General features: G+C 65.1%; 22 protein-coding genes. 11 read left to right on the forward strand and 11 right to left on the reverse strand.

The window, feature by feature from the left end:
• Nucleotides 1–22: 22 nt before the first annotated feature.
• From ON04_RS02550 to ON04_RS02565, 4 genes are read left to right on the forward strand one after another with little or no spacing between them, the layout of a single operon-like run.
• On the forward strand, nt 23–604 hold the full coding sequence (locus ON04_RS02550) for a GbsR/MarR family transcriptional regulator (protein ID WP_010540008.1): 582 nt from the start codon (nt 23–25) through the stop codon (nt 602–604).
• Nucleotides 601–1,563, forward strand: a complete 963-nt coding sequence (locus ON04_RS02555; RefSeq protein ID WP_010540009.1) for an ABC transporter ATP-binding protein — start codon at nt 601–603, stop codon at nt 1,561–1,563. The genes ON04_RS02550 and ON04_RS02555 overlap by 4 nt, the downstream gene beginning before the upstream one ends.
• Nucleotides 1,553–2,329, forward strand: a complete 777-nt coding sequence (locus tag ON04_RS02560) for an ABC transporter permease subunit (RefSeq protein ID WP_010540010.1) — start codon at nt 1,553–1,555, stop codon at nt 2,327–2,329. Before ON04_RS02555 ends, ON04_RS02560 begins: the two co-directional genes overlap by 11 nt.
• A 5-nt stretch (nt 2,330–2,334) precedes the next feature.
• The gene (locus ON04_RS02565; RefSeq protein ID WP_010540011.1) at nt 2,335–3,180 is read left to right on the forward strand and encodes an ABC transporter permease subunit; all 846 of its coding nucleotides are present in this window, start codon (nt 2,335–2,337) and stop codon (nt 3,178–3,180) included.
• 35 nt (nt 3,181–3,215) lie between these two features.
• Here the strand turns inward: ON04_RS02565 and ON04_RS02570 are convergent, their stop codons facing one another.
• From ON04_RS02570 to ON04_RS02595, 6 genes are all read right to left on the reverse strand, one after another.
• Nucleotides 3,216–4,568, reverse strand: a complete 1,353-nt coding sequence (locus ON04_RS02570; protein WP_010540012.1) for a dihydrolipoyl dehydrogenase family protein — start codon at nt 4,566–4,568, stop codon at nt 3,216–3,218.
• Between the two features lie 37 nt (nt 4,569–4,605).
• A complete protein-coding gene (locus ON04_RS02575; protein WP_010540013.1) occupies nt 4,606–5,502 on the reverse strand; it encodes a 3-hydroxyacyl-CoA dehydrogenase in 897 nt (298 codons plus the stop codon).
• Complete coding sequence (locus tag ON04_RS02580; protein ID WP_010540014.1) at nt 5,495–6,868, reverse strand: NAD(P)/FAD-dependent oxidoreductase; 1,374 nt, start codon at nt 6,866–6,868, stop codon at nt 5,495–5,497. The genes ON04_RS02575 and ON04_RS02580 overlap by 8 nt, the downstream gene beginning before the upstream one ends.
• A 119-nt stretch (nt 6,869–6,987) precedes the next feature.
• Nucleotides 6,988–10,047 carry a DUF3427 domain-containing protein gene (locus ON04_RS02585; RefSeq protein WP_010540015.1) on the reverse strand — a complete coding sequence of 1,020 codons (3,060 nt, stop codon included), beginning with the start codon at nt 10,045–10,047 and terminating at the stop codon, nt 6,988–6,990.
• Nucleotides 10,044–10,457, reverse strand: coding sequence for a (deoxy)nucleoside triphosphate pyrophosphohydrolase (locus ON04_RS02590; RefSeq protein ID WP_010540016.1), 414 nt, complete (start codon nt 10,455–10,457; stop codon nt 10,044–10,046). Before ON04_RS02590 ends, ON04_RS02585 begins: the two co-directional genes overlap by 4 nt.
• A gap of 99 nt (nt 10,458–10,556) precedes the next feature.
• Nucleotides 10,557–11,693, reverse strand: a complete 1,137-nt coding sequence (locus ON04_RS02595; RefSeq protein WP_029457552.1) for a phosphotransferase family protein — start codon at nt 11,691–11,693, stop codon at nt 10,557–10,559.
• Nucleotides 11,694–11,927: 234 nt separating this feature from the next.
• Here ON04_RS02595 and ON04_RS02600 point away from each other — a divergent pair, with 234 nt between their 5' ends.
• From ON04_RS02600 to ON04_RS02615, 4 genes are all read left to right on the forward strand, one after another.
• Complete coding sequence (locus ON04_RS02600) at nt 11,928–12,896, forward strand: DUF7064 domain-containing protein (protein ID WP_010540018.1); 969 nt, start codon at nt 11,928–11,930, stop codon at nt 12,894–12,896.
• 73 nt (nt 12,897–12,969) lie between these two features.
• Entirely contained in the window at nt 12,970–13,206 is a 237-nt protein-coding gene (locus tag ON04_RS02605) for a hypothetical protein (RefSeq protein WP_238529214.1), read from the forward strand.
• Nucleotides 13,203–13,679, forward strand: a complete 477-nt coding sequence (locus ON04_RS02610; protein ID WP_010540020.1) for a BLUF domain-containing protein — start codon at nt 13,203–13,205, stop codon at nt 13,677–13,679. The genes ON04_RS02605 and ON04_RS02610 overlap by 4 nt, the downstream gene beginning before the upstream one ends.
• A 173-nt stretch (nt 13,680–13,852) precedes the next feature.
• On the forward strand, nt 13,853–14,821 hold the full coding sequence (locus tag ON04_RS02615) for an LLM class flavin-dependent oxidoreductase (protein WP_010540021.1): 969 nt from the start codon (nt 13,853–13,855) through the stop codon (nt 14,819–14,821).
• Between the two features lie 8 nt (nt 14,822–14,829).
• On the opposite strand, the gene ON04_RS02620 is transcribed toward ON04_RS02615, so the two are convergent.
• On the reverse strand, nt 14,830–15,321 hold the full coding sequence (locus ON04_RS02620) for a hypothetical protein (RefSeq protein WP_010540022.1): 492 nt from the start codon (nt 15,319–15,321) through the stop codon (nt 14,830–14,832).
• A gap of 15 nt (nt 15,322–15,336) precedes the next feature.
• Nucleotides 15,337–15,987, reverse strand: a complete 651-nt coding sequence (locus ON04_RS02625; protein ID WP_010540023.1) for a maleylpyruvate isomerase family mycothiol-dependent enzyme — start codon at nt 15,985–15,987, stop codon at nt 15,337–15,339.
• A 136-nt stretch (nt 15,988–16,123) separates the two neighbouring features.
• Here ON04_RS02625 and ON04_RS02630 point away from each other — a divergent pair, with 136 nt between their 5' ends.
• Nucleotides 16,124–16,522 carry a DUF302 domain-containing protein gene (locus ON04_RS02630; protein ID WP_029457556.1) on the forward strand — a complete coding sequence of 133 codons (399 nt, stop codon included), beginning with the start codon at nt 16,124–16,126 and terminating at the stop codon, nt 16,520–16,522.
• Nucleotides 16,523–16,537: 15 nt separating this feature from the next.
• On the opposite strand, the gene ON04_RS02635 is transcribed toward ON04_RS02630, so the two are convergent.
• Nucleotides 16,538–17,551: a linear amide C-N hydrolase gene (locus ON04_RS02635; protein ID WP_081477110.1), complete on the reverse strand. Its 1,014-nt coding sequence runs from the start codon at nt 17,549–17,551 to the stop codon at nt 16,538–16,540.
• A 144-nt stretch (nt 17,552–17,695) separates the two neighbouring features.
• Entirely contained in the window at nt 17,696–18,604 is a 909-nt protein-coding gene (locus ON04_RS02640; protein WP_010540026.1) for a LysR family transcriptional regulator, read from the reverse strand.
• Between the two features lie 101 nt (nt 18,605–18,705).
• On the opposite strand from ON04_RS02640, the gene ON04_RS02645 reads away from it, so the two are divergent.
• A complete protein-coding gene (locus ON04_RS02645; RefSeq protein WP_010540027.1) occupies nt 18,706–19,689 on the forward strand; it encodes a YeiH family protein in 984 nt (327 codons plus the stop codon).
• Nucleotides 19,690–19,747: 58 nt separating this feature from the next.
• Here ON04_RS02645 and ric read toward each other — a convergent pair whose 3' ends face one another.
• Complete coding sequence (ric, locus tag ON04_RS02650; protein WP_010540028.1) at nt 19,748–20,449, reverse strand: iron-sulfur cluster repair di-iron protein; 702 nt, start codon at nt 20,447–20,449, stop codon at nt 19,748–19,750.
• 130 nt (nt 20,450–20,579) lie between these two features.
• Here ric and ON04_RS02655 point away from each other — a divergent pair, with 130 nt between their 5' ends.
• On the forward strand, nt 20,580–20,912 hold the full coding sequence (locus ON04_RS02655) for a cupin domain-containing protein (protein WP_010540029.1): 333 nt from the start codon (nt 20,580–20,582) through the stop codon (nt 20,910–20,912).
• Nucleotides 20,913–20,922: the final 10 nt, after the last annotated feature.

A 20,922-nucleotide genomic window follows, 5' to 3' on the forward strand; every position in this document is an offset into this window, starting at 1 on the left:
GAAACCCGTGTAGCGTCGGGGTATGGATCGACGATCACCGGTACAGCGCGCCGTCGAGCGGTTCGGGCAGGGCCTCGAACTCGACGGAATCCCACGAATGCCGGCCCGGGTGTTCGCCTTCATGATGATCGGCGGTCAAGAGTCGTACTCCTCGCGTGATCTCGCCCGAGGGCTCGAGGTGAGCGCGGCGGCGATCTCCGGGGCGGTCCGCTACCTCGTCGACGCGCGACTGGTGATTCGGGAGCGGGCGCCGCGGGGCCGGGGTGATCTCTTCCGGCTCATGGACGGCGACGTGTGGGCGGAGATCTTCGCCTCTCGGCTCCCGCTGATCGATCAGGTCAACGCGAGTATCGATGACGCCGTGGCGATCCTCGACGACCTGCCTCAGTCCGACAAGGCGCCGGGTCTGGCGAAGCTGCACGAGACCCGGGAGTTCTTTGAATTCGTCCGCAACGACATGCCGCGCATGCTCGTGCGCTGGGCTGAGCACAAGGCCAACAGCCACTCCGAAGCGCCAGAGGAGACAAATGCCCCGCTGCCGTTCCTGGCCCCGGACGAGGACGGGGCCACTACGCTAGAACGCAGGGAGGCGACACGACGATGACCGAGCGCCCCGTGATCGCCACGGACGGGCTGACCAAGCGCTTCGGTGACGTCGTGGCGGTCAGCAACCTCGATCTGGAGGTGTTCCCGGGGGAGATCTTCGGGTTCCTGGGGCCCAACGGCGCGGGTAAATCGACCGTCATCCGCACGCTTCTCGATCAGATCCGGCCCACGTCCGGGCGGGCGAGCATCTTCGGCCTCGATTCCCGCGTTGGCTCGCTGCGGATCCGAGCGAGGGTCGGCTACGTGCCGGGCGACCTGGCGCTCTATCCCAAGATGACCGGCGCGCAGTTGCTGGCGTATTTCGGGCGTCTGCGGGGAGGGGTCGACCAGACCTTCGTCCACGAGCTCGCCGAACGCCTCCGGGCGGACCTGTCCAAGAAGATCGGCGACTATTCCACCGGAAACCGCCAGAAGATCGGTCTCATCCAGGCGTTCATGCACACGCCGGACCTGCTCATCCTGGACGAGCCCAACGCCGGCCTGGACCCGCTGATCCAGCAGGAGTTCCACACCATGCTCGGCGAGGTCCGCGACCAGGGCCGCACCGTGTTCCTGTCCTCCCACACCCTGTCGGAGGTCGAGCGGGTGGCCGACCGCGTGGGGATCATCCGCGAGGGCGAACTGGCTGCCGTCGAGCGGATCACCGACCTCAAGGCCAAGGCCATCCGTCGCATCGACATGGAGTTCGCCGGGCCCGTTCCTGCGAACCTCTTCGACCGGGTCGCGGCCATCCGCGAGGCGACGGTCGACGGCCCGCACGCCACCGTCGCTTTTGACGGCCCCATCAATGCGGTTCTGCAGGCGGCGATGGCGCATGAGCTCGTGGACCTGCACACCCGCGACGCCGACCTCGAGGAGATCTTCCTCGCCTATTACCGCAGGTCCGGCCAGGAAACGACGACGCCGACAACAGCGACGACAACGACGACGACGACGAGGTCGACGGATGCGCACTGAGGTGCTCCGGCACGAATTGCGCGATCGCCGGACCCCGGTGGTGGTCCTGGCGCTTGTGCTGGTCGTGTTCGCGTTTTTCGTCCTGGGCATCAGCTCCGGGCTGCAGTCCACGATCAGCGACCTCACCGACGCGATGCCCGAGGCGGTGATCGCGTTCATTCCCGTGGGGCCTGGCGGCTATGCGGTTGGTGAGCTGTTCAATCTCCTGGCGCCGTTCGTCCTGATCGCGTACGCCGTGATGACCGGTGCCGCCCTCATCGCTGGTGAGGAGGAGGCCGGCACGATGGCCGTCCTCTCTGCGCAACCCCTCAGTCGCCCCAGCCTGCTAGCCCAAAAGGCGGCCGCGCTGGCGCTGACCCTGGCGGTCATCACCGCGCTATTCGCTATGGGGTCGGCCCTGTCCTCGGCTGTGTTCGACATCGAGGGACTGACCGCCTCAGGTATCGCCGCGGCAAGTGTGCACCTGTACCTGTTGGCGCTGCTCTTCGGTGCCGTGGCCCTGGCAGTGGGCGCTCTCACGGGTAGTGCGTCGCTGGCCTCCGGCGTCGGCGGCGGACTGGCCGTGATCGCCTGGGTGTCCAACTCCATGCTGCCGGTCGCTCACCTCGACGCCTGGACCGTGCTCAGTCCCTGGCACTACTACGTTGCCGGCGAACCATTGGCCCACGGCGTCCACGTGCCCCATCTGCTCGTGCTGGCGGTGCTCACGGCGCTGGTCGTCGTCGTCGCTCTTGTGGCTTTTACCCGCCGCGACCTGAAGGGATGACGCCCGTGACCACCACGACTTCCGACGATCCCGCCGGCCGCGCGCATGTGAGCACGGTGGTCCAGATAGTCGCGATCACCCGAACGGCCGTGCGCGACCGACTTGTCCTGGTGACTACGGTCGCGGTGCTGCTGGTGGCTATGGGCGCCCTGACCGGTGCGCTCTGGCCCTCCCTCCAGGACGCCTTTGCCGACCTGCCTGCCGCACTCAGCGACGGCCTCGGCACGGTCCTGGCCGGCGCGGACCTCACCTCGCCCGTCGGATGGATGAACGCCGAGATGGTCTCCCTCGTGGTGCCGGGGGGCCTGATCGCTGTCGCTGCGATCTCGGCGGCGAAAGGGGTCGCGGGGGAGGAGCAGGCCAAGTCCCTCGGGGTGCTCCTGTCGGCTCCGGTGAGCCGGGTTTCCTTCCTCGTAGCCAAGACCGCCGCCATGGTCGTCAACGTCCTGTTGGCCACCATCGGCGCAGCCGCCGGAATCGTCCTCGGCGATCGCATCGGGGGCCTGGGAATCGACACCGCCGGAGTGCTGGGCACCTGCGCGCACGCCGCCCTGCTGGCCATCGTCTTTGGCGCCGTGGCCGTGCTGGCGTCAGCGATCACCGGGGATCCGCGGCTGAGCTCGTCCGTGGCCGGTGGACTCGCCGCCCTGGCCTTTGGCCTCAACGCGTTTTTGCCGCTGTCCAGCACGCTGGCTGACTTCGCCCGGGTCAGCCCCTGGTACTACTTCGCGCACAGCAATCCGTTGGCCGACGGCCCCGACTACGGGCACCTTGCCGTGCTCTCGGTGAGTGCCGTGGTCATCCTGGGACTTGCGGTGGTGGCCTACCGGCGGCGCGATCTGAATGGTTGAGACCCGCCGGTGAGACCAGCACGCGCTGCCAGTCGTCAGAGCATCGAGGCCAGGTCAGAGCCGGTGGTGGGGTAGGCGGGGATCGCGGTCGCGAGCTGACTGGCGGTGAGGCCGAACTTGATGGCCATTCCGAAAGTGTTGATCACCTCGCCATACCCGGGCCCGAGGAGGTGGGCGCCGACGATGAGGTCGGTGGAACGGTCGACGAGGATCTTGGCGGCGGCAGTGGTCTCGCCGACCCGGTAGTTGGAGTACCAGCCGCTGGTGTCGGAGTAGCGCACGTCCAGGTCGATGCCGTTCTCCCTGGCGTCGGCCTCGAGCATGCCCACCCGGGCGAGCTCGGGGATGGTGAAGACGGCGGTGGGGATCCCGGAGTAGTCCGGCGTGGTGGTGGCATCGCCCAGCATATTGGCCGCGGCGATCTCGGACTCCAGGCTGCTGACCGGGGTCAACGGCATCCCGGCGGTGTCGGCGGCGTCGCCGATGGCCCAAAAGGCAGGATTCGTGGTGCTCTGCAGGTGGTCGGCCACGCTCACCCCGCGATCGCCCCACTCCACTCCGGCAACGTCCAGCCGGAGGTCCTCGAGCTGGGCGATCCGTCCTGCACCGTGGACGACCAGGTCGGTCTCGATGGTCTCCGTGGTCCCGTCGTGGTCGACGGTCACCCGCAGGCCGGAGTCGGATCGCTCGACCGAGACGATTGCGGTGGTGCGGCGCACCTCGACGCCAGCCGATCGACCGCGCTCGACCACCAGCTCGACGAGGTCCGGATCGAAGCCTTTCAGTGGACGCGCTCCGTGGTCGATGATGACGGCCTCGCTGCCGACCCGCGCCGCGATGTGGGCGAACTCGAAGGAGATGAACCCGCCACCCACAAAGAGGATCCGGGCGGGCAGCGCGTCCAAGTCCAGGAATTCGGTGCTGTCGATCAGGTGCTCGTGGCCGGGGAAGTCCAGTGGGCGTGGCTGCGCCCCCGTGGCGATGAGAAACCGGTCCGCGGTGTGGGTGGTGCCGTCGACCTCCAGCTGGTGGGCGTCGACGAACTGTGCGCGTCCGTGCAGGGTGGTGACTCCACTGTCGATCAGTCCGTCCTCCGTACCCCGGGGGATGGGGTCGGTGAACCCGTGCTTGTGCGCCATGAGGTCTGCCCAGTTGATCGCCAGCCCGGAGTCGTCGATCCCCTTGCCGCGCATGAGGTGGGCGCTGTCGATGATCTCGGCGCCGCGACGAAGGATCTTCTTGGGATCGCATCCCCGCAGCGGGCACGTCCCGCCGTAGGGGAGCGAGTCGACGATCGCGACCCGCCACCCCTGGGCTGCGCACTGCGTGGCGGCGGCGGTGCCGGCCACACCGGCTCCGATGACGATCAGATCGTACGTCCGGCTCACGGGAGCGGCCTCTCGTAGGGGATGAATTATTTGCGGATCAGCTGTGGTTCCAGCTCGTGACCGGAGCGACCACCTTGCCATCGGAGTCGTAGGTGTAGAAACCCTCGCCGTCACTCAGTCCGGTCTTGCCGGCGTCGATCCCCTTTTGCAGGATCTCGGCGAACTTCCGCTGCTTCTCATCGCCCATGCGCGAGATGTTGGCGGCCACGTTGAACCCCACGACGTCGAACACCTCGAACGGCCCCTGGGGTGAGTGGGTCGCGGTGCGCCACACGTTGTCGATATCGACGGGGTTGGCCACGCCGTCGACGTAGAGGCCCGCGCCCGCCTGCAGCCACGGGACGAGCAGTCCGTTGAGCAGGTAGCCGGGGGTCTCCTTGAGGATCGGGATGGGTACGAGCCCGATCTCGTCCGCGAACTCCAGGACGATGTCGAAGTACTTCTGCTCGGTCTTCTCCGCGACCATCACCTCGCCGGTGTTGTAGCGCCAGACGAGGTTCGCAAAGTGCAGCGCGAGGAACTTCTCGGGCCGGCCCGTGTCGTCGGCGAAGTCGCTCGGGCGCAGGGTGGAGGTGTTGGTGGCAAAGATGGTCTTCTCCGGCGCGCTCTCACCGATCTGCGCCCACACCTTCTTCTTGAGCTCGAGCTGCTCCGGGATGGCCTCGATCACCAGATCGGCGTCGGCCACGGCATCGGCGATGTCGGTGGTGGTGGAGATGGACGCTATCGCGTCGTCGAACCGCTTCTCGTCGAAGTCCGGCAGGTCACGCTTGTAGTAGCCGCGCATCCACTCCCACCGCTCGGGGAGCTTGACCAGGAGGTCGTCGGAGATGTCGTACCCGGTCACGGTCTTGCCGTGGTACGCGGCCTGCATCATGATCTGCGAACCGAGGACGCCGGTTCCGAACACGGTGACGTTGGTGATGTCAGTCATTGCTGACTCCTGTCTCAGTGAGGGGTTGGCTTGCTGAGTCGGTGTGGCGAGTGCGCGCGTAGATGTCTGGCTGGTGAATCACCACGTGGGGGCGACTCGAGGTGAGGTAATCCCGGAACCACGATACCAGGACGGCCGCGCGCTGCTGCATGCCCGAGAGCAGCATCAGGTGGACGGCGAGCCAGGAAAGGAAGGCCAGGAGCCCGCTCATCTGGATCCGACGTGGCGTGACTTCAGCTACCGCGCGACCCCGGCCGATCATGGCCATGAAGCCGAGGTCGCGGAACCCGAACGGCGTGCGGGGCTGGCCCGCGAGGTCGGCCTGGATATTGTCGGCGGCCCACTGTCCGGACTGCTTGGCGACTGAACCCAACTGGGGGAGGGAACGTCCCTTCGCGTCCACGATGTTGGCGGCATCGCCCAGCACGTAGACGCCGGGGAAGTCCGGGACGGTGAGATCGGTGTTGACGTCCACGCGTCCTCCCCGACCGGTGGGCAGGCCGGCTTTGTGCAGTAAGCCGGTCGCCTTGAGTCCGGCTGTCCATGCCACGATCCCGGCCGGGATGGTCGTATCGTCCGCGAGGGTCACGCCCTCTTCGGTCACCGCGGAGACGGCCGTGCCCAGATGGATGATGACGCCGAGGTCCTGCAGGCTGCGGCGGGTGTACCTCTGCGATGAGTCGGAGAAGGCTCCGAGGACGGTGTCGCTCATGTCGATCAGGTGGACGTTGATCGAGGCCGCGAATTCAGGGGAGTACTGCTCGGCCACCACGAGCCGGATGTTCTCGGCAAGGGCGCCCGCGGTCTCGACACCAGTGGGGCCCGCGCCCACCACGGCGACGCCGAACGGTCGGTGCTCGCCCCCGGCGTCCTGCATGGCCGATGCCCGCTCCAGTGCACCGAGCATCGCCGAGGACAGGCTCGTCGCGTCGTCCAGCGAGTACAGCGGGTAAGCGAGGTCGCGTGCTCCGGGCGTATTGAAGAAGTTGGGTTCGGTGCCGGCGGCGATCGCCAGGATCCGGCCGCGGTAGGACAGGCCGTCTGCGGTCGTGACGGTTTTGGTGGTGGCGTCAATATCCGCCACCCGTGCCGTGCGGATCTTCACGTGGTCGCGCTCGCGGTGCAGAATCGCGCGGAGTGGCCTGGCCACGCTGGAGATCGGGATCTGCGAGGTGGCCGCCTGGTACAGCAGGGGCTGAAACTGGTGATACGGGTTCTGGTCGAGCAGGAGGACGTCGACACCGGCTCGCCCGAGCTTCTGGGCGGCGTACAGGCCGGCGAAACCCGCCCCGACAATCACGACGTCGTGGTCGACGACCAAGGGCGAATCGGGGCGATAGGAATCTGCGGCAGGCTGTTGGGTCATGTCTTGTCCTTACGCGAGTAGAAGTGCGTTGTCCACCAGTCTGACGCGGTTATGGTGCGCCCGTGGGCTTGTTGAGGACGACGACGACGAGGTTATGCGCTCCGCGCCAGTCTTTAGCTTCAGACTCCCAGCACGGACGCCTCAGCGAGAACATCAGCGGGCATCGGTCGGCGGAGGCCCCACCTGATCTGGATCGGACGCTCGCCGGAGTGGGACACGTAGTCCGCATTTCCCAGCAGCATGAAGGGCGCCGTAGTGACGTCGTCCTTAGGTGAGTTGCGGACCGCAAGCAGTACATCGGTTCCGGTTTCGCGTTGACTGAGGTACCGGCGGCCCGTCGGAGAGGTCTGGGTGGCGTTTGACTGGGATTCCCAGTCAAACAGTGTCGACGAGACCGGGACATCCCTGTACATCGTTGATGGGCTGAATACGCTTTCGTCCTTGTGGAGATTGATGAAGAAGATGTCGGTTTGGTGGGCCGCGCACCAGGCAACGCCTTCCCGCAGAGTTTTAGGACGGCCGTCCTCTCCGCGCCAATCCAACGCAGACAGCAGTTCCTCCCGGCTGTAGCTCGCATGTGAGCGCAGCGGCAGAGCGGCGAGATCCCCGTCGAGGGGAAGCGGTACGTGGCGAATGTTCCGAGTGGCGGCGTCCATTAATTGGACTAGCTCCTCGAACACCCGCGGAAAATTGGCGAGGTCGCGGACAGTATTGTCGAAGTCAACAGTGCTTTGAACTGGCGACAAGAAGTCGATCAGCATCGATGCCCAGACGTCACTGCGGGCGAACGACTTGCCAGCCAAAATGCCCTCGCTCACGCGCGTGTACTCACGGATTCGATCAAGGTCGTCGACTGTTCTCAAACGCTGAAGCTTCTTGAGAAGGAGTTTTTCTCTACCCTCTGGTTCAGGCTGCCCTGTCGCGATGGTGACAATTGTTGTCCATGAACGGTCAGCTCGGTATACGTCGTCTAAATCGCGATTGGTCTCCTCAAGAAATTCGGTGAGCACTGGGACAGTCCCGAGTGAGCGGAGATCCTTTGCCAACGCGGTCTTGGTGTTCGCATTTACTGCCTGTTTAATAGATCGCAGCACCTCGTCGCGGGAAACCTCGTCGAGAACGATCCGCGATGCGCCGGGAAGCGATGGGAAGCCCACTTCAAGATCGGTTTCGAGCCGACGCCTCGAGAGCCCCGTCATTGCGCGATAGCGGCCCGCAAGATTGAAATCGGCCCGATGCTGGCCCACGAAATCTAAGACAATCAACACGGCTTTCCCGGGTGACCGACGCAATCCACGTCCGAGTTGTTGAATGAACACTGTCGAGCTCGCGGTGGGACGCAGCATGAGGACAACATCAACTGAAGGAATATCTACACCCTCGTTGAAGACATCGACGGTGAATAGGCAACGAAGTTCGCCGGCTTTGAGACGCTCGACAAGGTTGCGCCGCTCGTTCGAGTCAGTCGTGCCGACGATGGCAGCGGACGGAATACCGCGCGCTGTGAATGCATTGGCCATGTACTTCGCGTGGTCCACCGACACGCAGAAGCCGAGCGCCCGCATCCGGGTCGCATCGAGGACCTTCTCCCGTAGAGCCTTGAGAACAAGCAACGTCCGGGCGTCATTGCCGGTGTACAAGTCAGAAAGAGCTCCAGGGCTGTATTGACCCGCGCTCCACTCAATATCGCGTAGATCCGTGTTGTCTGAAATTCCGTAGTAGTGGAACGGGCACAACAGATCCTGCTCGAGCGCATCCCAGAGGCGAAGTTCGTAGGCAGTCCGACCATTGAAAAATTCACGGACGTCGACACCGTCCGCGCGCTCCGGTGTTGCAGTCAGGCCAAGAACGTCTTCGGCGGCGAACCGCGAGAAGAGTCGTCGATAGCTTGCCGCTTCGGCGTGGTGGAATTCGTCGACGACAAGGATGTCCCAATCATCGGAAAGGTGGTGGTCCCGGTCGAGCGACTGCACGCTGGCAAACACATGCTTCCAATGGCGAGGCTTCTCGCCACCGACGAATAGTTCACCGAAAGAGCCGTCTCCAAGCACGGCGCGATAGGTGCGCAGTGCTTGAACCAGAATTTCTTTTCTATGGGCGACGAATAGCAGAGAAGGTAGATTGCCGTCGGTTTTCTCGGATAGCGCGCGGTAATCGAGGGCTGCAACGACGGTTTTGCCGGTTCCAGTTGCTGCGACTACCAGGTTGCGATGGTGGTCAAAAACTTCTCGTTCGGTCGCAAGTGCGTCGAGCATAAGTTGCTGGTGGCCGTACGGGCGTACCTCTAAGCCGGCGAGGGAAACAAGGGCAGAGGTGGATTTTCGACCCCCCGCCTCTTCGAGCGCTTTGTCTATCTTTTCGGCGTCGGTATCGGGGTCGTACAACTCAAAGTCGGCCAAGTTCCAGTAGGAGTCGAAGACCGTCCGAAATTTCGCTATTTGAGCCGCGTGCGCGACTGAGGACAGTCGCACGTTCCACTCGAGCCCGTCCACAAGTGCGGATCGAGATAAGTTCGAACTGCCGACGTAAGCGGTGTCGAAGCCCGAGTATCGACGAAATAGCCATGCTTTCGCATGCAGGCGAGTCGAGGCTTTCTCAAACCGGACCTTGACCTGAGCTCCGTAATCATTAACTAGAACGTCGAGAGCGCGCCGATCTGTAGCGCCCATATACGTGGTCGTGAGAACACGAGGCGCTATCCCTCGTTCGGCGAGCAGTTTGAACTGAGGGGCCAGGACTGTCACTCCGGTGAACTTGACGAACGCACACAGGAGATCGACCTCGTCGGCCGATTCCATCTCAAGGGCGAGCTCATTGCCGAGGCCAGGCTCGTCGCGCGCGTTGGTAAGAAGTGCACCTTCGGATAGCGGAGTCGATGGGCGACGCGGTTCTGTTTCGTCTATGCGGTAGATGGACTGGAGGATGGACTCACCTGCGAGGTCGTCACCGTCAGAGTCGAGTACAGCAGTAAACCGTTCGACGACCTCAAGCCGCTTAGCTGGGTCGACAGATTCGAGATGCCTGCGTACTGCTTCGCCGATGTGCCGGCCAAGAATCTCGGGGGCGAGCGCCGGATCTAGATTCGTGATGCGTGACGACGCTGCTGTCACATCGAGGCGTTTTTGCAGGCGTGGAGTGACGACTGACTCGTAGAGCCCTTCGGGCAACGGGGCGCTCATAGGCGCTCCGTGACGCGCTTGTGTCTGCTTGTCGAGAGAATGGTCACCGCGGGAAGGTCTGGGGTAGCCCAGTTGAGTGACGGCAGTTCGTCACGGGAGAGCCAGCGCAATTCGTCGTGATCCGTACTGTGGGACGGTACCTCACCGAACGAGACGAAGTAGCAGGACAGATCGATGTCGAGAGGGCCGACCGGGGTCACTGTCCTGTCGACGAGGTCGCCAACCGAGACAGAAAGCCCAAGCTCTTCCCGGATTTCGCGAACCAATGCAGCTTCGGGGGTCTCGTCGTCGTCGACCTTTCCTCCCGGGAACTCCCACATTCCCGCCGCCGACTTGCCAGGTGCGCGTCGGCACGCGAGAACCTTGCCGTCCCGAGAAAACACCGCCGCCACTACTTCGATTCGCGGCAATTTAGCTCCTCTGTTAGCACTCGCCACATTCCGGAGTAGACCTTATCCGCAGCGGTTACGCCCCTTCGCCTGTATCGCCCAGCCTGCAATCGAACGTGCTCACTCTGCGATCAACCGCTCCAGCATCGCGTGGTGCAGCACGTACTCGTTCGGGGTGGCCGGAGCCTCCATTTCGTTGAAGAAGACCCGGCGACGATTGATCCGCGACAAGATGATCGCCTGCCGTAGCCCGGCGTACACGTAGTAGAACGGCAAGTCCCTGACGGTGGTGCCGGTCAGGCTCTCGTAGCGATTGATGACCTCGCTGCGGTCGAAGACGTCGGGGATTCCGGGGAACTCGAAGGCCACCGCGAGTTCCTGGAACAGGTCGTGGAAGTACAGGAACCAGCCCAGGTCCACCTCGGCCGGGGCGATGGCCGCCATCTCCCAGTCCAGTACAGCGGTCGGGGTGGTGCCCTCGTAGAGAATGTTGCCGATCCGGGAGTCGCCCCAGCTCAGTACGTCGGGACTGGTCTCGTCCGGCCAGTGGGCCTCGATCCAGTCGAAGGCCTGGTCAATGACGGGGATGCGCATCCCGTCCTCGCGAGTCGTCCACTCGTAATAGGCCCGCTGCTCGTCGACGTGAGCCCTCAGCGCACTCGTGCCCGAGGTGGGAGCCAGCGAGGGCACCACTTCCTCTGGCCGCGCGATCTGATGGATCGCCGCGAGGACCGCCACGGACTCATCCCGCACCTGGGCCTGCTGCGCGGGATCCATCTCCAGCAACCAGCCATCGAAAACGTACGGGGGATTGTCGACCGGGGCCTGCCCGGTGGCGCGATCCATCACCAGGAACGGCGTCCCCAGCACGGCCGGATCCTGCTCCAGCCACCGGACGCGGGGGACCGGCAGATCTGTGTTCTCGCCAACCACCCGCATCACGTCGAACTGCGTGGTCAGGTCGTAGTTGGGAAACACCGGGAACGCATCGTCCTGCGGGCACATCCGCGCGACCAGTTGCGCGGACTGCGGCTCGCGCGAACCGTTGGGGGTCCACGTGGCGTCGAAGAGCACCGAGATGTTGGACATCCCCGAACTCTCCGGTCTGCTCACCGCCGAGACGCTTACCCCCGCGGCGGCGTCGACCTCGTCGCGGCCCGCGAGCCACGAGGTGAGGCGCTCACGGATCTGCTCGAGGTCGGCCTCGCCGGAGGTCACCCGCTGATTGAGCCGTTCGTCGGAGTGTGCCTGCGCCATGTGGTCAAACCCTTCGTGCGGACCGATGCGGGGGGTGGGACCCGCGATCCCCATAGTGTGACCTATTGCACAATCGGTAGAACTCAAAACGCGCATCCCTGCAGTCGCCCTCGTGATTTGGGATGGCGCACCTTGTCGTCGTCGAACTTTAGGGCCGTTACGGTCCACGCCGGCGCGCGCCAGGGAACAGTAATCCAGGACAACCGGTCCAGTTCCTCGACGAAAGGTGCCCCCATGTCCGCGACCTCCCAGGATCCGCAGGCGCCGCAGCCGCTACGCGTCGACCCGGCGGACGAGGGCGCGCACGCCCCGCAGCCCGGCGAGCCACTGTGGAGCGAGAGCCACTACATGGACGCCATCAGCGACGACGGCACCGTGGGCGTCTACGCCCGGCTCGGCGACACGGCCAACCAGGACGTGTCCCTGATGTCGTTCGCCATCACCCGCCCGGGCAAACCATCGATCATCCTCAACGACCCGGCCGCGCTGCCACCTACCCGCGAGGACTTCAAGTTCACGGTGCAGGCGCCCACGTACACCGCCTGCTTCGAGGTCACCGACCCGGTCAGGGCCTACATCGTGGACTTCGAGGGCACCGCGTACGCCTATGCCGACGAGGGCGCGATCCTGCGCGGCGAACCCGGCACACCCACACAGATCAAGGCCGAGCTCACGTGGTTGACCGACGGCATCGACTACCAGTGGTCCATCACCACCCGGTATGAGATGCCGTGCCGCGTCACCGGGACCCTCTCGATTGACGGCGAGAAGTTCACCTTTGCCGGCGACGGGCAGCGCGACCACTCCTGGTCCACCCGTGACTGGTGGGGGACGCAGTGGATGTGGAATGCCTTCCGGCTCGACGACGGTGAGGGGCTCACCACCGGGACCAAGATCCACAGCGTGGTGATGGACGGGATGGACTACGCGTTTGGCTACGTGCAGAAGGACGAGGACATCATCGAACTGTCCCGGGGAGCGTCGAACGCGGACTATGACGGCGACGGGCGCATGACGGGCGCCACGTTCCGCCTGGAGGACGTGGACCTCGACTTCGCCGTCACTCCGACGGCATATGCCAGCCTCCTGCTGACCTCCGAAGACGGCAGAGTCGCGCACTTCGTCCGCGCCATGGCCGACTTCGCGGCCTCCGACGGGCGTACCGGCCGGGGCTGGATCGAGTGGGAACGCGTGATTAACTGACCGGGCCCCGGTAGCGCCGGCGCCCACCGTTTGGCACAGTCGTGACGCGGACAGAACTAATGAAATGGCGGCGATGAGTCAGGTGAACGGCAGTGAGCAACAGGTTCGCTGGTCGCAGGTGGAAGACACATTTTTTGTAGGCAACCACCAGGGCAACTTTGTGGGCTACATCGAGCAGTCCCCGGACGGCAGCTATAGGACGTTCGACAAGACCTCGACGCTGCGAGGCGAAGCGCCCACTCTGGAAGAGTCGATGGCCTGCCTGGACGAGCTCTACTTTGCCACCTCCCACGAAGGGGACCGTCGATGACCGTGGACTCAGATCATGCTCGATCGGGCGACGCGGGAGGCTTGAAGTACCTGGTTTATACGAGTGAGGCCGCACGGAAGATGCTTCCCGCTGACCTTGAGTCGATCCTGTTCACCTCCAGGAAGCACAACATGGAAACGGGCATCACCGGCGCCCTCCTCTACCGGAACACCACCTTCATCCAGTTCCTCGAGGGTCCCCCTGCAGAGATCGACGCGTTGATGGACAGGATCAGGATCGACGACAGGCACAACGACGTGCGGGTCCTCCTGGTCGAGGCGGCATCCGAGCGCAGCTTTGGTGACTGGAAGATGGGCTTCGGAATACCTAAGGAAACGCAGGCGACCGGGGTCGACGGAGTGCGGGACAGTTTCACCGACCTCACCGGAGGCGCCGGCTACGATGTCGTCCGGCAGGCCGCGGAGGACTTTTCGATCTGGTTCAAGGTGCGGGAGCGCGCACTCCCGTCCTGACCGAGCGGGCCTCTGGTGTCCGGCCCGCGCGGGTGGGCGGGGGGATTGGTGAGACGTCATCGATATGCGGGCTTCGGTACGGTCGTTGACGTGAGCCGCGGAGTCCACCTGCGGGTGAGGCACCCCTTTTGCGGAGTCGTGAAGCGAAGAGAGCGTGTCCGTTGTCAGTCCCATTGAGCATCCTTGACCTGGTCTCCATCTCGGAGGGGTCCACCGCGCGCGAGGCGATTGCCGCGTCGATGGAGTCCGCGACGCTGGCCGACCGGTTGGGGTACACCCGACTGTGGTTCGCAGAGCACCACAACACGCCGAACCTGGCCTCCAAGGCCACTTCGCTGCTGATCTCGCAGGCCGCCTCGGTGACCGAGCGGATCCGCGTGGGCTCCGGCGGCGTCATGCTGCCCAACCACGCCCCGCTCATGGTGGCCGAGCAGTACGGCACGTTGGCCAACATTCACGGCGACCGGATCGACCTGGGCCTGGGCCGCGCGCCCGGCACCGACGGCATGACCGCGCAAGCCCTGAGTCGCTCCTCGGCGGAGCCGCAGGACTTCGCCCGGCACATCTACGATCTGCAGGGTTGGTTCGGTGAGGACGGAACCGCGCACAGCACTTCGATCTTTTCCTCGGTCTCGCAGGGCATGGAAGTGCCGATCTGGGTGCTCGGCTCCACCGTCAACGGCGCCTCGATAGCGGGCCAGCTGGGGCTGCCGTTCTCGCTCGCCTCGCATTTCGCGCCCGACCAGATCGACGACGCCATCCGCGTCTACCGCGAGTCGTTCAGTACCGAAGCGCCCACCGCGCGGCTGGATAAGCCGCAGCTGATGGCCGGGATCAACGTGGTGGTGGCCGATACTGACGCCGAAGCCCGCCGGCAGTTCACCACCCTCCAGCAGATGTTCCTGGACCTGAGGGCCGGGCGCAGGCGCAAGATCCAGCCGCCCGTCGACCCGGCGCAGTTCGCCGGCAGCACGCCCGCGATGCTGGATATCAGTGCCGTGGGCTCGCCGGCGACGGTCAAGGCGCGGCTCGAGGAGTTCGTCGAGCGCACCGGCGCCGACGAGCTCATTACCGTTACCTACGCACACGACCCGGCGGTGCGGAACCGGTCGATCGAGCTGCTGGCCGACCTCTGGTTCTAGACCCCCGCTCACATCTCGATTGCGCTAACTCTGAGCAGGAGCCCGGACTCCAGACCCTCGTCGTAGCTGATCTTCAGAATGTGTCCGGTGGGTCCGGTCCTCAGGTAGACCTGTGTGCTTCGTTCGAGGTTCGGTCTCCGCGTCTCGCTGCGAAATGGGCCATCGTTGATGCTCACGGTCGTTCCTGTGATCTCCTCGCTGACACCGGACCGCTTCAGCAGCGCCTCTCGGGAAGTGATCGAAGCAGTGCGCACCATGACGGCGCCGGACGAATCCGGAAAGCTCGAATGCCACTCGCAGGAGACGACGGCGTCGTCGTCGGACAGCTTTAGCCCGAGCTCAGATGCAGCGCGGAGAGCAATATCGCACGGATCACGATCAAGAAGCCGCGGAGCGGCGACGACAACCGCGACGAGGAGCGCGAGCGCGATCGCCCCGGATCCGAGCCACGCCCACGTGTCACGGAACGCTGGGCTCGCGGTCTCCTCTCGGCTGCGCATCACTCGCCTCTTCTGTCAGCTGTCATGGTCCGTTTGGGCAGTGAGGAGGCGAGACGCTCCGGGGCCGGAGAGGGTGCTGCGGTCCACACTGCGTCCGGAGACTGTGAGCAGCAGGTCCAGGGCATCGGCTGTGACGTCCTCGCCGTTTCCCCAGGTGGACCCGGTTCGCAGGTCGACGAGCCTTAGGCCGTCAGCCCGCTCGCGTCCGCCGCCGAAGGACACCGGGGTGCGCAGTTGATAGGTGAGCGCTTGGGAGATGGCTGCATCGGGGTAGCGCCCGGCGATGCCCAGTGGCCTGCGGATATCTTCGCCGTGCACGATGGCCTCGACCACTCGCGTGGCCAGGGCTGCGGGTGGTGTGCGCGTCAACGTGGTGGCGTCCGCGAACGCCGCGAGTGTGTCCTGGGGGTTCTCCCGCTTGCGCCGGGCAACTCCGTTCTCGTTGGCGAGATCAAAGCCCATACGCGCTGCGACGAGGTCTCGGACAAACGAGACTCGCCCGGTGCGGGCCGTATCCACTAGGTGCGCCAGGATGTCGTGGACATCCCAGCCAGGGCAGAGCGAAGGCTGCTCCCATTGCTCGTCCCTCAATGCGGCAAGGTCGGCGACCAGCAGTCGCCTTTCCGCATGCACGATCTGCCAGGTTGCTCGTCTCCGGGTACGCATGCCCACTCCTCTGTGTGTCGAGACTGTATTTCAGGGCCTGCCCTGCCTCCCGATCTTTGGTTCTAGCCTCTCAGCCCCTTGCGGATACCCCCCTGGGTAAGTACGTTCGGGTCTACGACCGTATATGGAGGTGATGATGACTGAGTTGGCATTGAAGACCACCCTGAACGGGTCCATGACGAACGCATACGATCGCGTTCGCGCAGCACTCAAGGACCAGGGGTTCGGAATCCTGACCGAGATCGATATGGCCGGCACTCTCAAGGAGAAGATCGACGCCGACCTGGAGCCCTACGTGATCCTGGGCGCGTGCAACCCGTCGCTGGCGCACCGGGCGGTGTCGGTCAAGCGGGAGATCGGGCTGCTCTTGCCCTGCAACGTCGTGGTTCGTCAGGATCCTGACGACGCCGACCTTGTGCACGTCGAGGCCATGAACCCGAACCTGATGGTGCAGTTCGCCGATGATCCCGGCCTCGCCGAGGTCGCCACGGAGGCAACCCGGCTGATCCAGAAGGCCATCGACTCGCTCAACTGAGCACTTGCGCCGCGATCAGACGGTGATGTTCTGGAACGATCCCGCGGCGAGCTCGTGCTGCCGGGGAGCGTCGCCGTCGAAGTCTGTCGTCGTCAGGTCAACCACGACGGGCGTGGGGTTGGACTGCACCCGCACGATGTAGCGACGCGTGGACAGGCTGGCGATGCTCGACCACTGGGTCTGGTCGTCCTGCTCGAGTCCGCCCGCGCTGACCCCTGTCATCACGCCGGCGGGCAGGTCGAAGTTGTTGAGCGCGTGGAAGGTGAGCATCTCCAGCGCAGCGGCATCATCGGGCTCGAGCAGAGTCATGACGTAGGCGGTGGCGCGGAGGAATCGCGCCGCGCTGCCGGAATCGCCGGGTAGCCCCACAAAGCCCTGCCCTTGCGACAGGGGAGCAACGTCGACCCCGCGGATGTTCACCGAGTCCGGGTTGGCAGCGGTGATCCGCGGTATCCAATTGCGCACGTTGTTGTAGTGCCAGTCGAGGTACGGCGAATTGGTGGCCACGCCCAGCGGGTTGTCCAGGCGGCGCTGCACCCCGTTTTGAAACTCGATCACTCCCGACGCACCCGTGGCGTCGTGCAGGACCAGGTGCAGTGGAGGGATGTCGTTGATCGCGTCATTCCGCTGCGCCCACACGGTGAGCGCGGAGAACGCGTCAAAGACCTCGGCGACGCTCGCGCAGGTCGTCAGCGCGTACGTGACCGTGTTGAGTATCTCGAGCGTCTGCGACGGGTCGGTGCCCGCCGGATCCGGATAGGACGCGAATCCCGACATGTAGAGAACGCCCGCATAGAGGCCGGCCTCGTTGGTGCCGTCCGACAGCAGGCTCGGCTCGCCGAACGCATCCATACCCACCACGCCGTAGCGCGAGGTCCACGCGATTCCCGGGCCGTCCGGCGCAGTGGAGGTGAGCGCGAGTCCACGCGGCAGCACGGTGAGGCGCGCCCCGAGTGCGTCCGGAAACTCCATCGTTCGCGCGACCGAGACGCTGCCATCCGTTGCTCGAAGCTGAAAGCTCGTACACATAGTTTCCAATCCGCCGCAATTTGGATGGCCCAGCCGGTGCCCGGAGAGTCCACTCGGTCGAGTATGTGGGGCGGGCCGTGCCTGCGGAGGAATTTTTTGTAAAGTTCCGGCCTCGCGGTTTCCGTAATCGCCGTCGGCTCGGATCTACCGCGATCGCACGAGTTCGTCGTGGGCGATGCGCATTAGGTCCCCGGCCGCGCCGGTGACGACGCGCTCGCCTCTCCACACGGCGTGCAGGCTTCTGCGGAGGTCGAGGTCCTCGACGGGGATTCTGGTGAGGTCGCCCTTCGTGAGGTGCTCGGCGACCGCCAGCGTGCTGAGCACTGCCGGTCCCGCGCCGCCCAGCACCGCGGAACGAACCGCTGCCGAGCTCCCGAGCTCGAGCAGTGGCTGCACCCGGCCAACCTCTGTCAGCGCTGTGTCCAGGGTGGTGCGGGTCCCCGAACCGGCCTCGCGCACCACCAACGGCGTGGAGGTGAGGTCTGTCGCGCGGAGAGGGGCCGAGCGCGCGGCCCAGGGATGGTCGGGGGTGACGACGACGACGAGTTCGTCTCGCGCCACCACCGCACTGTGGAGATTTCCCGGCACTTCCGGGGCCTCGATGAACCCGAGGTCGCAGCCCTTGTCGAAGACGCGCTGACACACCGTCGCCGAGTTCTGCACCTCGAGGCGGACCCCGAGACCGGGATGATGGCTACGCAGTCTCCCCAGCCAGCCCGGGAGGAGATGCTCGGCCACGGTCATGCTCGCACACAGCGCGATGGTCGATTCGTTCTCCGCGTGCAGCCCCTGCGCGGCGTGCAGGAGGTGACGGGACTCCGTGAGCACCGAACTCGCCCAGTGCGCGATGACCGTCCCCTCGGCGGTCAGCTGCGATCCCCGTGCGCGACGGTCGATGAGCGTCAGCCCCAGCTGTTTTTCCAGCCGCCGGAGTGACCGGCTCGCGTTGGGTTGAGCGATCCCGAGCTCGCGGCTCGCGGCGCCGAGGCTGCCCCGCTCATCGATCGCCAACAGCAACTCGAGTGCGCTGAGGTCCGGCCATTCCGTGGTCATCTGTTCGCGCCCTCCATACCGTTTCAGGCATATCAGATCAGCATGACTGCCGGTCGCAATTGAACCTACCGGACCGGTCCGTGGTCCCCGAAGCTGGAGACATGCACTCACAGATCGCCCGTTACGCGCCGGGTCTGGCGCTGTGTGCGGTGGCGTCGGCGGCGTCGATCGCGCTCTCCTCCCTCGTGCCCGCGATGAGCCCGTTGCTGATCTCCATCATCCTGGGCGCCCTGCTCGTCAACAGCCTGCAGTTGCCCGAACGCGTGGCGCCGGGGACCGGGTTCGCCGCCAAAACGTTGCTGCGCGCGGGGATCGCATTGCTGGGTTTTCAGTTGCTCCTTGCGGACATCGTCGACCTCGGGTGGGTGGTGATCCTCACCGTCGTGGCGGTGGTCGTCATCGGTATCGCCAGCACGTGGTACCTGGGCGGACTCATGGGGGTCGGCCGGGCGCAGCGACTGCTCATCGCCTGCGGCTTCTCCATCTGTGGTGCCGCCGCCGTGGCAGCCGCCGAGGATGTCGCGGACGCCGACGAGGAGGAGACGGTGACGGCCATTGCCCTGGTCGTGGTTTTTGGCACGTTGATGATCCCGGTGATCCCGCTCCTCGCCTCCGCGATCGGTCTGTCTCCGACCGAGGCCGGCGTGTGGGCCGGTGCGTCGATCCATGAAGTGGCCCAGGTGGTCGCGGCCGGAGGCGCGATCGGTGGGACAGCACTCGGAGTCGCCGTAATCGTCAAACTCGCCCGCGTGCTCCTGCTCGCCCCCGTGATCGTGGGTATCGGCATCGCGCAACGCCGGCAAGGGACCACTGCTCCCGGCGAGAAGCGGCCCCCGCTGGTGCCGCTGTTCATCATCGCGTTCATGGTCTGTGTCGTACTCCGGTCGAGCGGGATCGTCCCGGAGTTCGTGACTGACTCCGCGCAGCACGTAGAGACCGTCTTTCTCACCGCGGCGATGTTCGCGCTCGGGACCGGTGTCAAGTTCTCGAGTCTCCGCGAGGTCGGCCCCAAACCGGTTGCTCTTGCCGGCGTGGCCACGGTCATCGTCGCGGGAGTCGCACTCTCGGGCGCGCTCCTGACCTAGAACCAGCTACCGCCAGCGTCGTCGGACAGGAATGGAGCACGTCCCGTGCCCGGAGCCGTCAGTCGACGGCGGCGGCGCGCTCGAGCTGCAGAGCGCTCGGGAAGAGAATGTTGTTCTCCTTGTGGATGTGCTCGTGGAGATCGAGTTCCATCTCCCGGAGCCCGTCCAACATCGCTCGGTACGAGCCGCATCCGTCGGCGGGCATCGCGTAGCCGCCGGTCACCGAGTTGATCTCTCTGAACAGGTCGCCCACCACGGTGTGTTCGCGGACCAACGACTCGATCTGGGGGCCGAGCGCGCCGGAGCGGCCCACCGAACCGGTCTTCTCCAACCTGCTGATCGCAGGGAACACCTGCCGTTCCTCCGTGGTCATGTGTGGGTCGAGCGCAGTGACCGCCTCGACGAACAGCTCGTTGACCCGAGCCAGTTCGGGGTGGTGGTCACCGTGGACCCGGTGCACCTTCTCCACCAGCGCGCGCAGCCTCGGCATCTGGTCCCACATGTACGCGTGGTGGGTGTCGACGATGTCGTGCGCGAGATCAGCGCGTTCCTGCGAGCTGGCGGTTTCGCGGATGGTGTCCTGTGGCAGGTCCAGTGACCTGCAGACGTCATCAAGGTCGAGGCCGGCTGTGGTCGCCGATTCGGTGAGCGACCGCTGGCCGTCGCAGCAATAGTCGAGGCCGAGACCCTCCAGGATCCGGGCACGTCGACCGTCTTCGATCACGAGGTCGGCCAGCTTGGCGGATGCGTCGATTGTCATGTCTCGAGCCTAGAGAGGTCGTAGGCCGCAGTCCATGGCTGCGGAGGCGCATCGTCGCGAAAGAAATAGTGGTTCGCCGGCGGGGTGTGGCCGTGCTTGGCACAGTCGGGGGCGAACGGAAGAGGTAGCCATGAAGAAGACATCCTTGACGGCGCTGGCACGGCAGCAGTTGGACCTCGCCCGCCAGGCGCGGAGCGGGCGCAGCGCGGACACGGTGTTCGGGGGTCACGAACACGTGATGCGCCAGACGTTGATCGCCCTGGTGGGTGGCACCACGCTGAGTGACCACGAGAATCCGGGTGAAGCCACGGTGTACGTCATCCAGGGCAGGGTGTCACTCACCGTCGAGGGCGATGCGTGGAACGGCTCGCCGGGAGACCTGCTCCGGATCCCCGATAGTCGACACGGCCTCGAGGCCATTGAGGACTCGGTGGTGTTGTTGACGGTGGCCAAACACAGCTAGGCGCCGCCGT

The organism is Dietzia alimentaria 72 (assembly GCF_000226215.1).
In the GTDB taxonomy this organism is placed as follows: Bacteria; Actinomycetota; Actinomycetes; order Mycobacteriales; family Mycobacteriaceae; genus Dietzia; species Dietzia alimentaria.

Excerpts from the sequence above, each read along its gene's own strand:
- ON04_RS02550 (WP_010540008.1), top strand. The coding sequence starts at position 23 with ATGGATCGACGATCACCGGTACAGCGCGCCGTCGAGCGGTTCGGGCAG.
- ON04_RS02555 (WP_010540009.1), top strand. The coding sequence starts at position 601 with ATGACCGAGCGCCCCGTGATCGCCACGGACGGGCTGACCAAGCGCTTC.
- ON04_RS02560 (WP_010540010.1), top strand. The coding sequence starts at position 1,553 with ATGCGCACTGAGGTGCTCCGGCACGAATTGCGCGATCGCCGGACCCCG.
- ON04_RS02575 (WP_010540013.1), bottom strand. The coding sequence starts at position 5,502 with ATGACTGACATCACCAACGTCACCGTGTTCGGAACCGGCGTCCTCGGT.
- ON04_RS02580 (WP_010540014.1), bottom strand. The coding sequence starts at position 6,868 with ATGACCCAACAGCCTGCCGCAGATTCCTATCGCCCCGATTCGCCCTTG.
- ON04_RS02585 (WP_010540015.1), bottom strand. The coding sequence starts at position 10,047 with ATGAGCGCCCCGTTGCCCGAAGGGCTCTACGAGTCAGTCGTCACTCCA.
- ON04_RS02595 (WP_029457552.1), bottom strand. The coding sequence starts at position 11,693 with ATGGCGCAGGCACACTCCGACGAACGGCTCAATCAGCGGGTGACCTCC.
- ON04_RS02600 (WP_010540018.1), top strand. The coding sequence starts at position 11,928 with ATGTCCGCGACCTCCCAGGATCCGCAGGCGCCGCAGCCGCTACGCGTC.
- ON04_RS02605 (WP_238529214.1), top strand. The coding sequence starts at position 12,970 with ATGAGTCAGGTGAACGGCAGTGAGCAACAGGTTCGCTGGTCGCAGGTG.
- ON04_RS02610 (WP_010540020.1), top strand. The coding sequence starts at position 13,203 with ATGACCGTGGACTCAGATCATGCTCGATCGGGCGACGCGGGAGGCTTG.
- ON04_RS02620 (WP_010540022.1), bottom strand. The coding sequence starts at position 15,321 with ATGCGCAGCCGAGAGGAGACCGCGAGCCCAGCGTTCCGTGACACGTGG.
- ON04_RS02625 (WP_010540023.1), bottom strand. The coding sequence starts at position 15,987 with ATGCGTACCCGGAGACGAGCAACCTGGCAGATCGTGCATGCGGAAAGG.
- ON04_RS02630 (WP_029457556.1), top strand. The coding sequence starts at position 16,124 with ATGACTGAGTTGGCATTGAAGACCACCCTGAACGGGTCCATGACGAAC.
- ON04_RS02635 (WP_081477110.1), bottom strand. The coding sequence starts at position 17,551 with ATGTGTACGAGCTTTCAGCTTCGAGCAACGGATGGCAGCGTCTCGGTC.
- ON04_RS02640 (WP_010540026.1), bottom strand. The coding sequence starts at position 18,604 with ATGACCACGGAATGGCCGGACCTCAGCGCACTCGAGTTGCTGTTGGCG.
- ON04_RS02645 (WP_010540027.1), top strand. The coding sequence starts at position 18,706 with ATGCACTCACAGATCGCCCGTTACGCGCCGGGTCTGGCGCTGTGTGCG.
- ric (WP_010540028.1), bottom strand. The coding sequence starts at position 20,449 with ATGACAATCGACGCATCCGCCAAGCTGGCCGACCTCGTGATCGAAGAC.
- ON04_RS02655 (WP_010540029.1), top strand. The coding sequence starts at position 20,580 with ATGAAGAAGACATCCTTGACGGCGCTGGCACGGCAGCAGTTGGACCTC.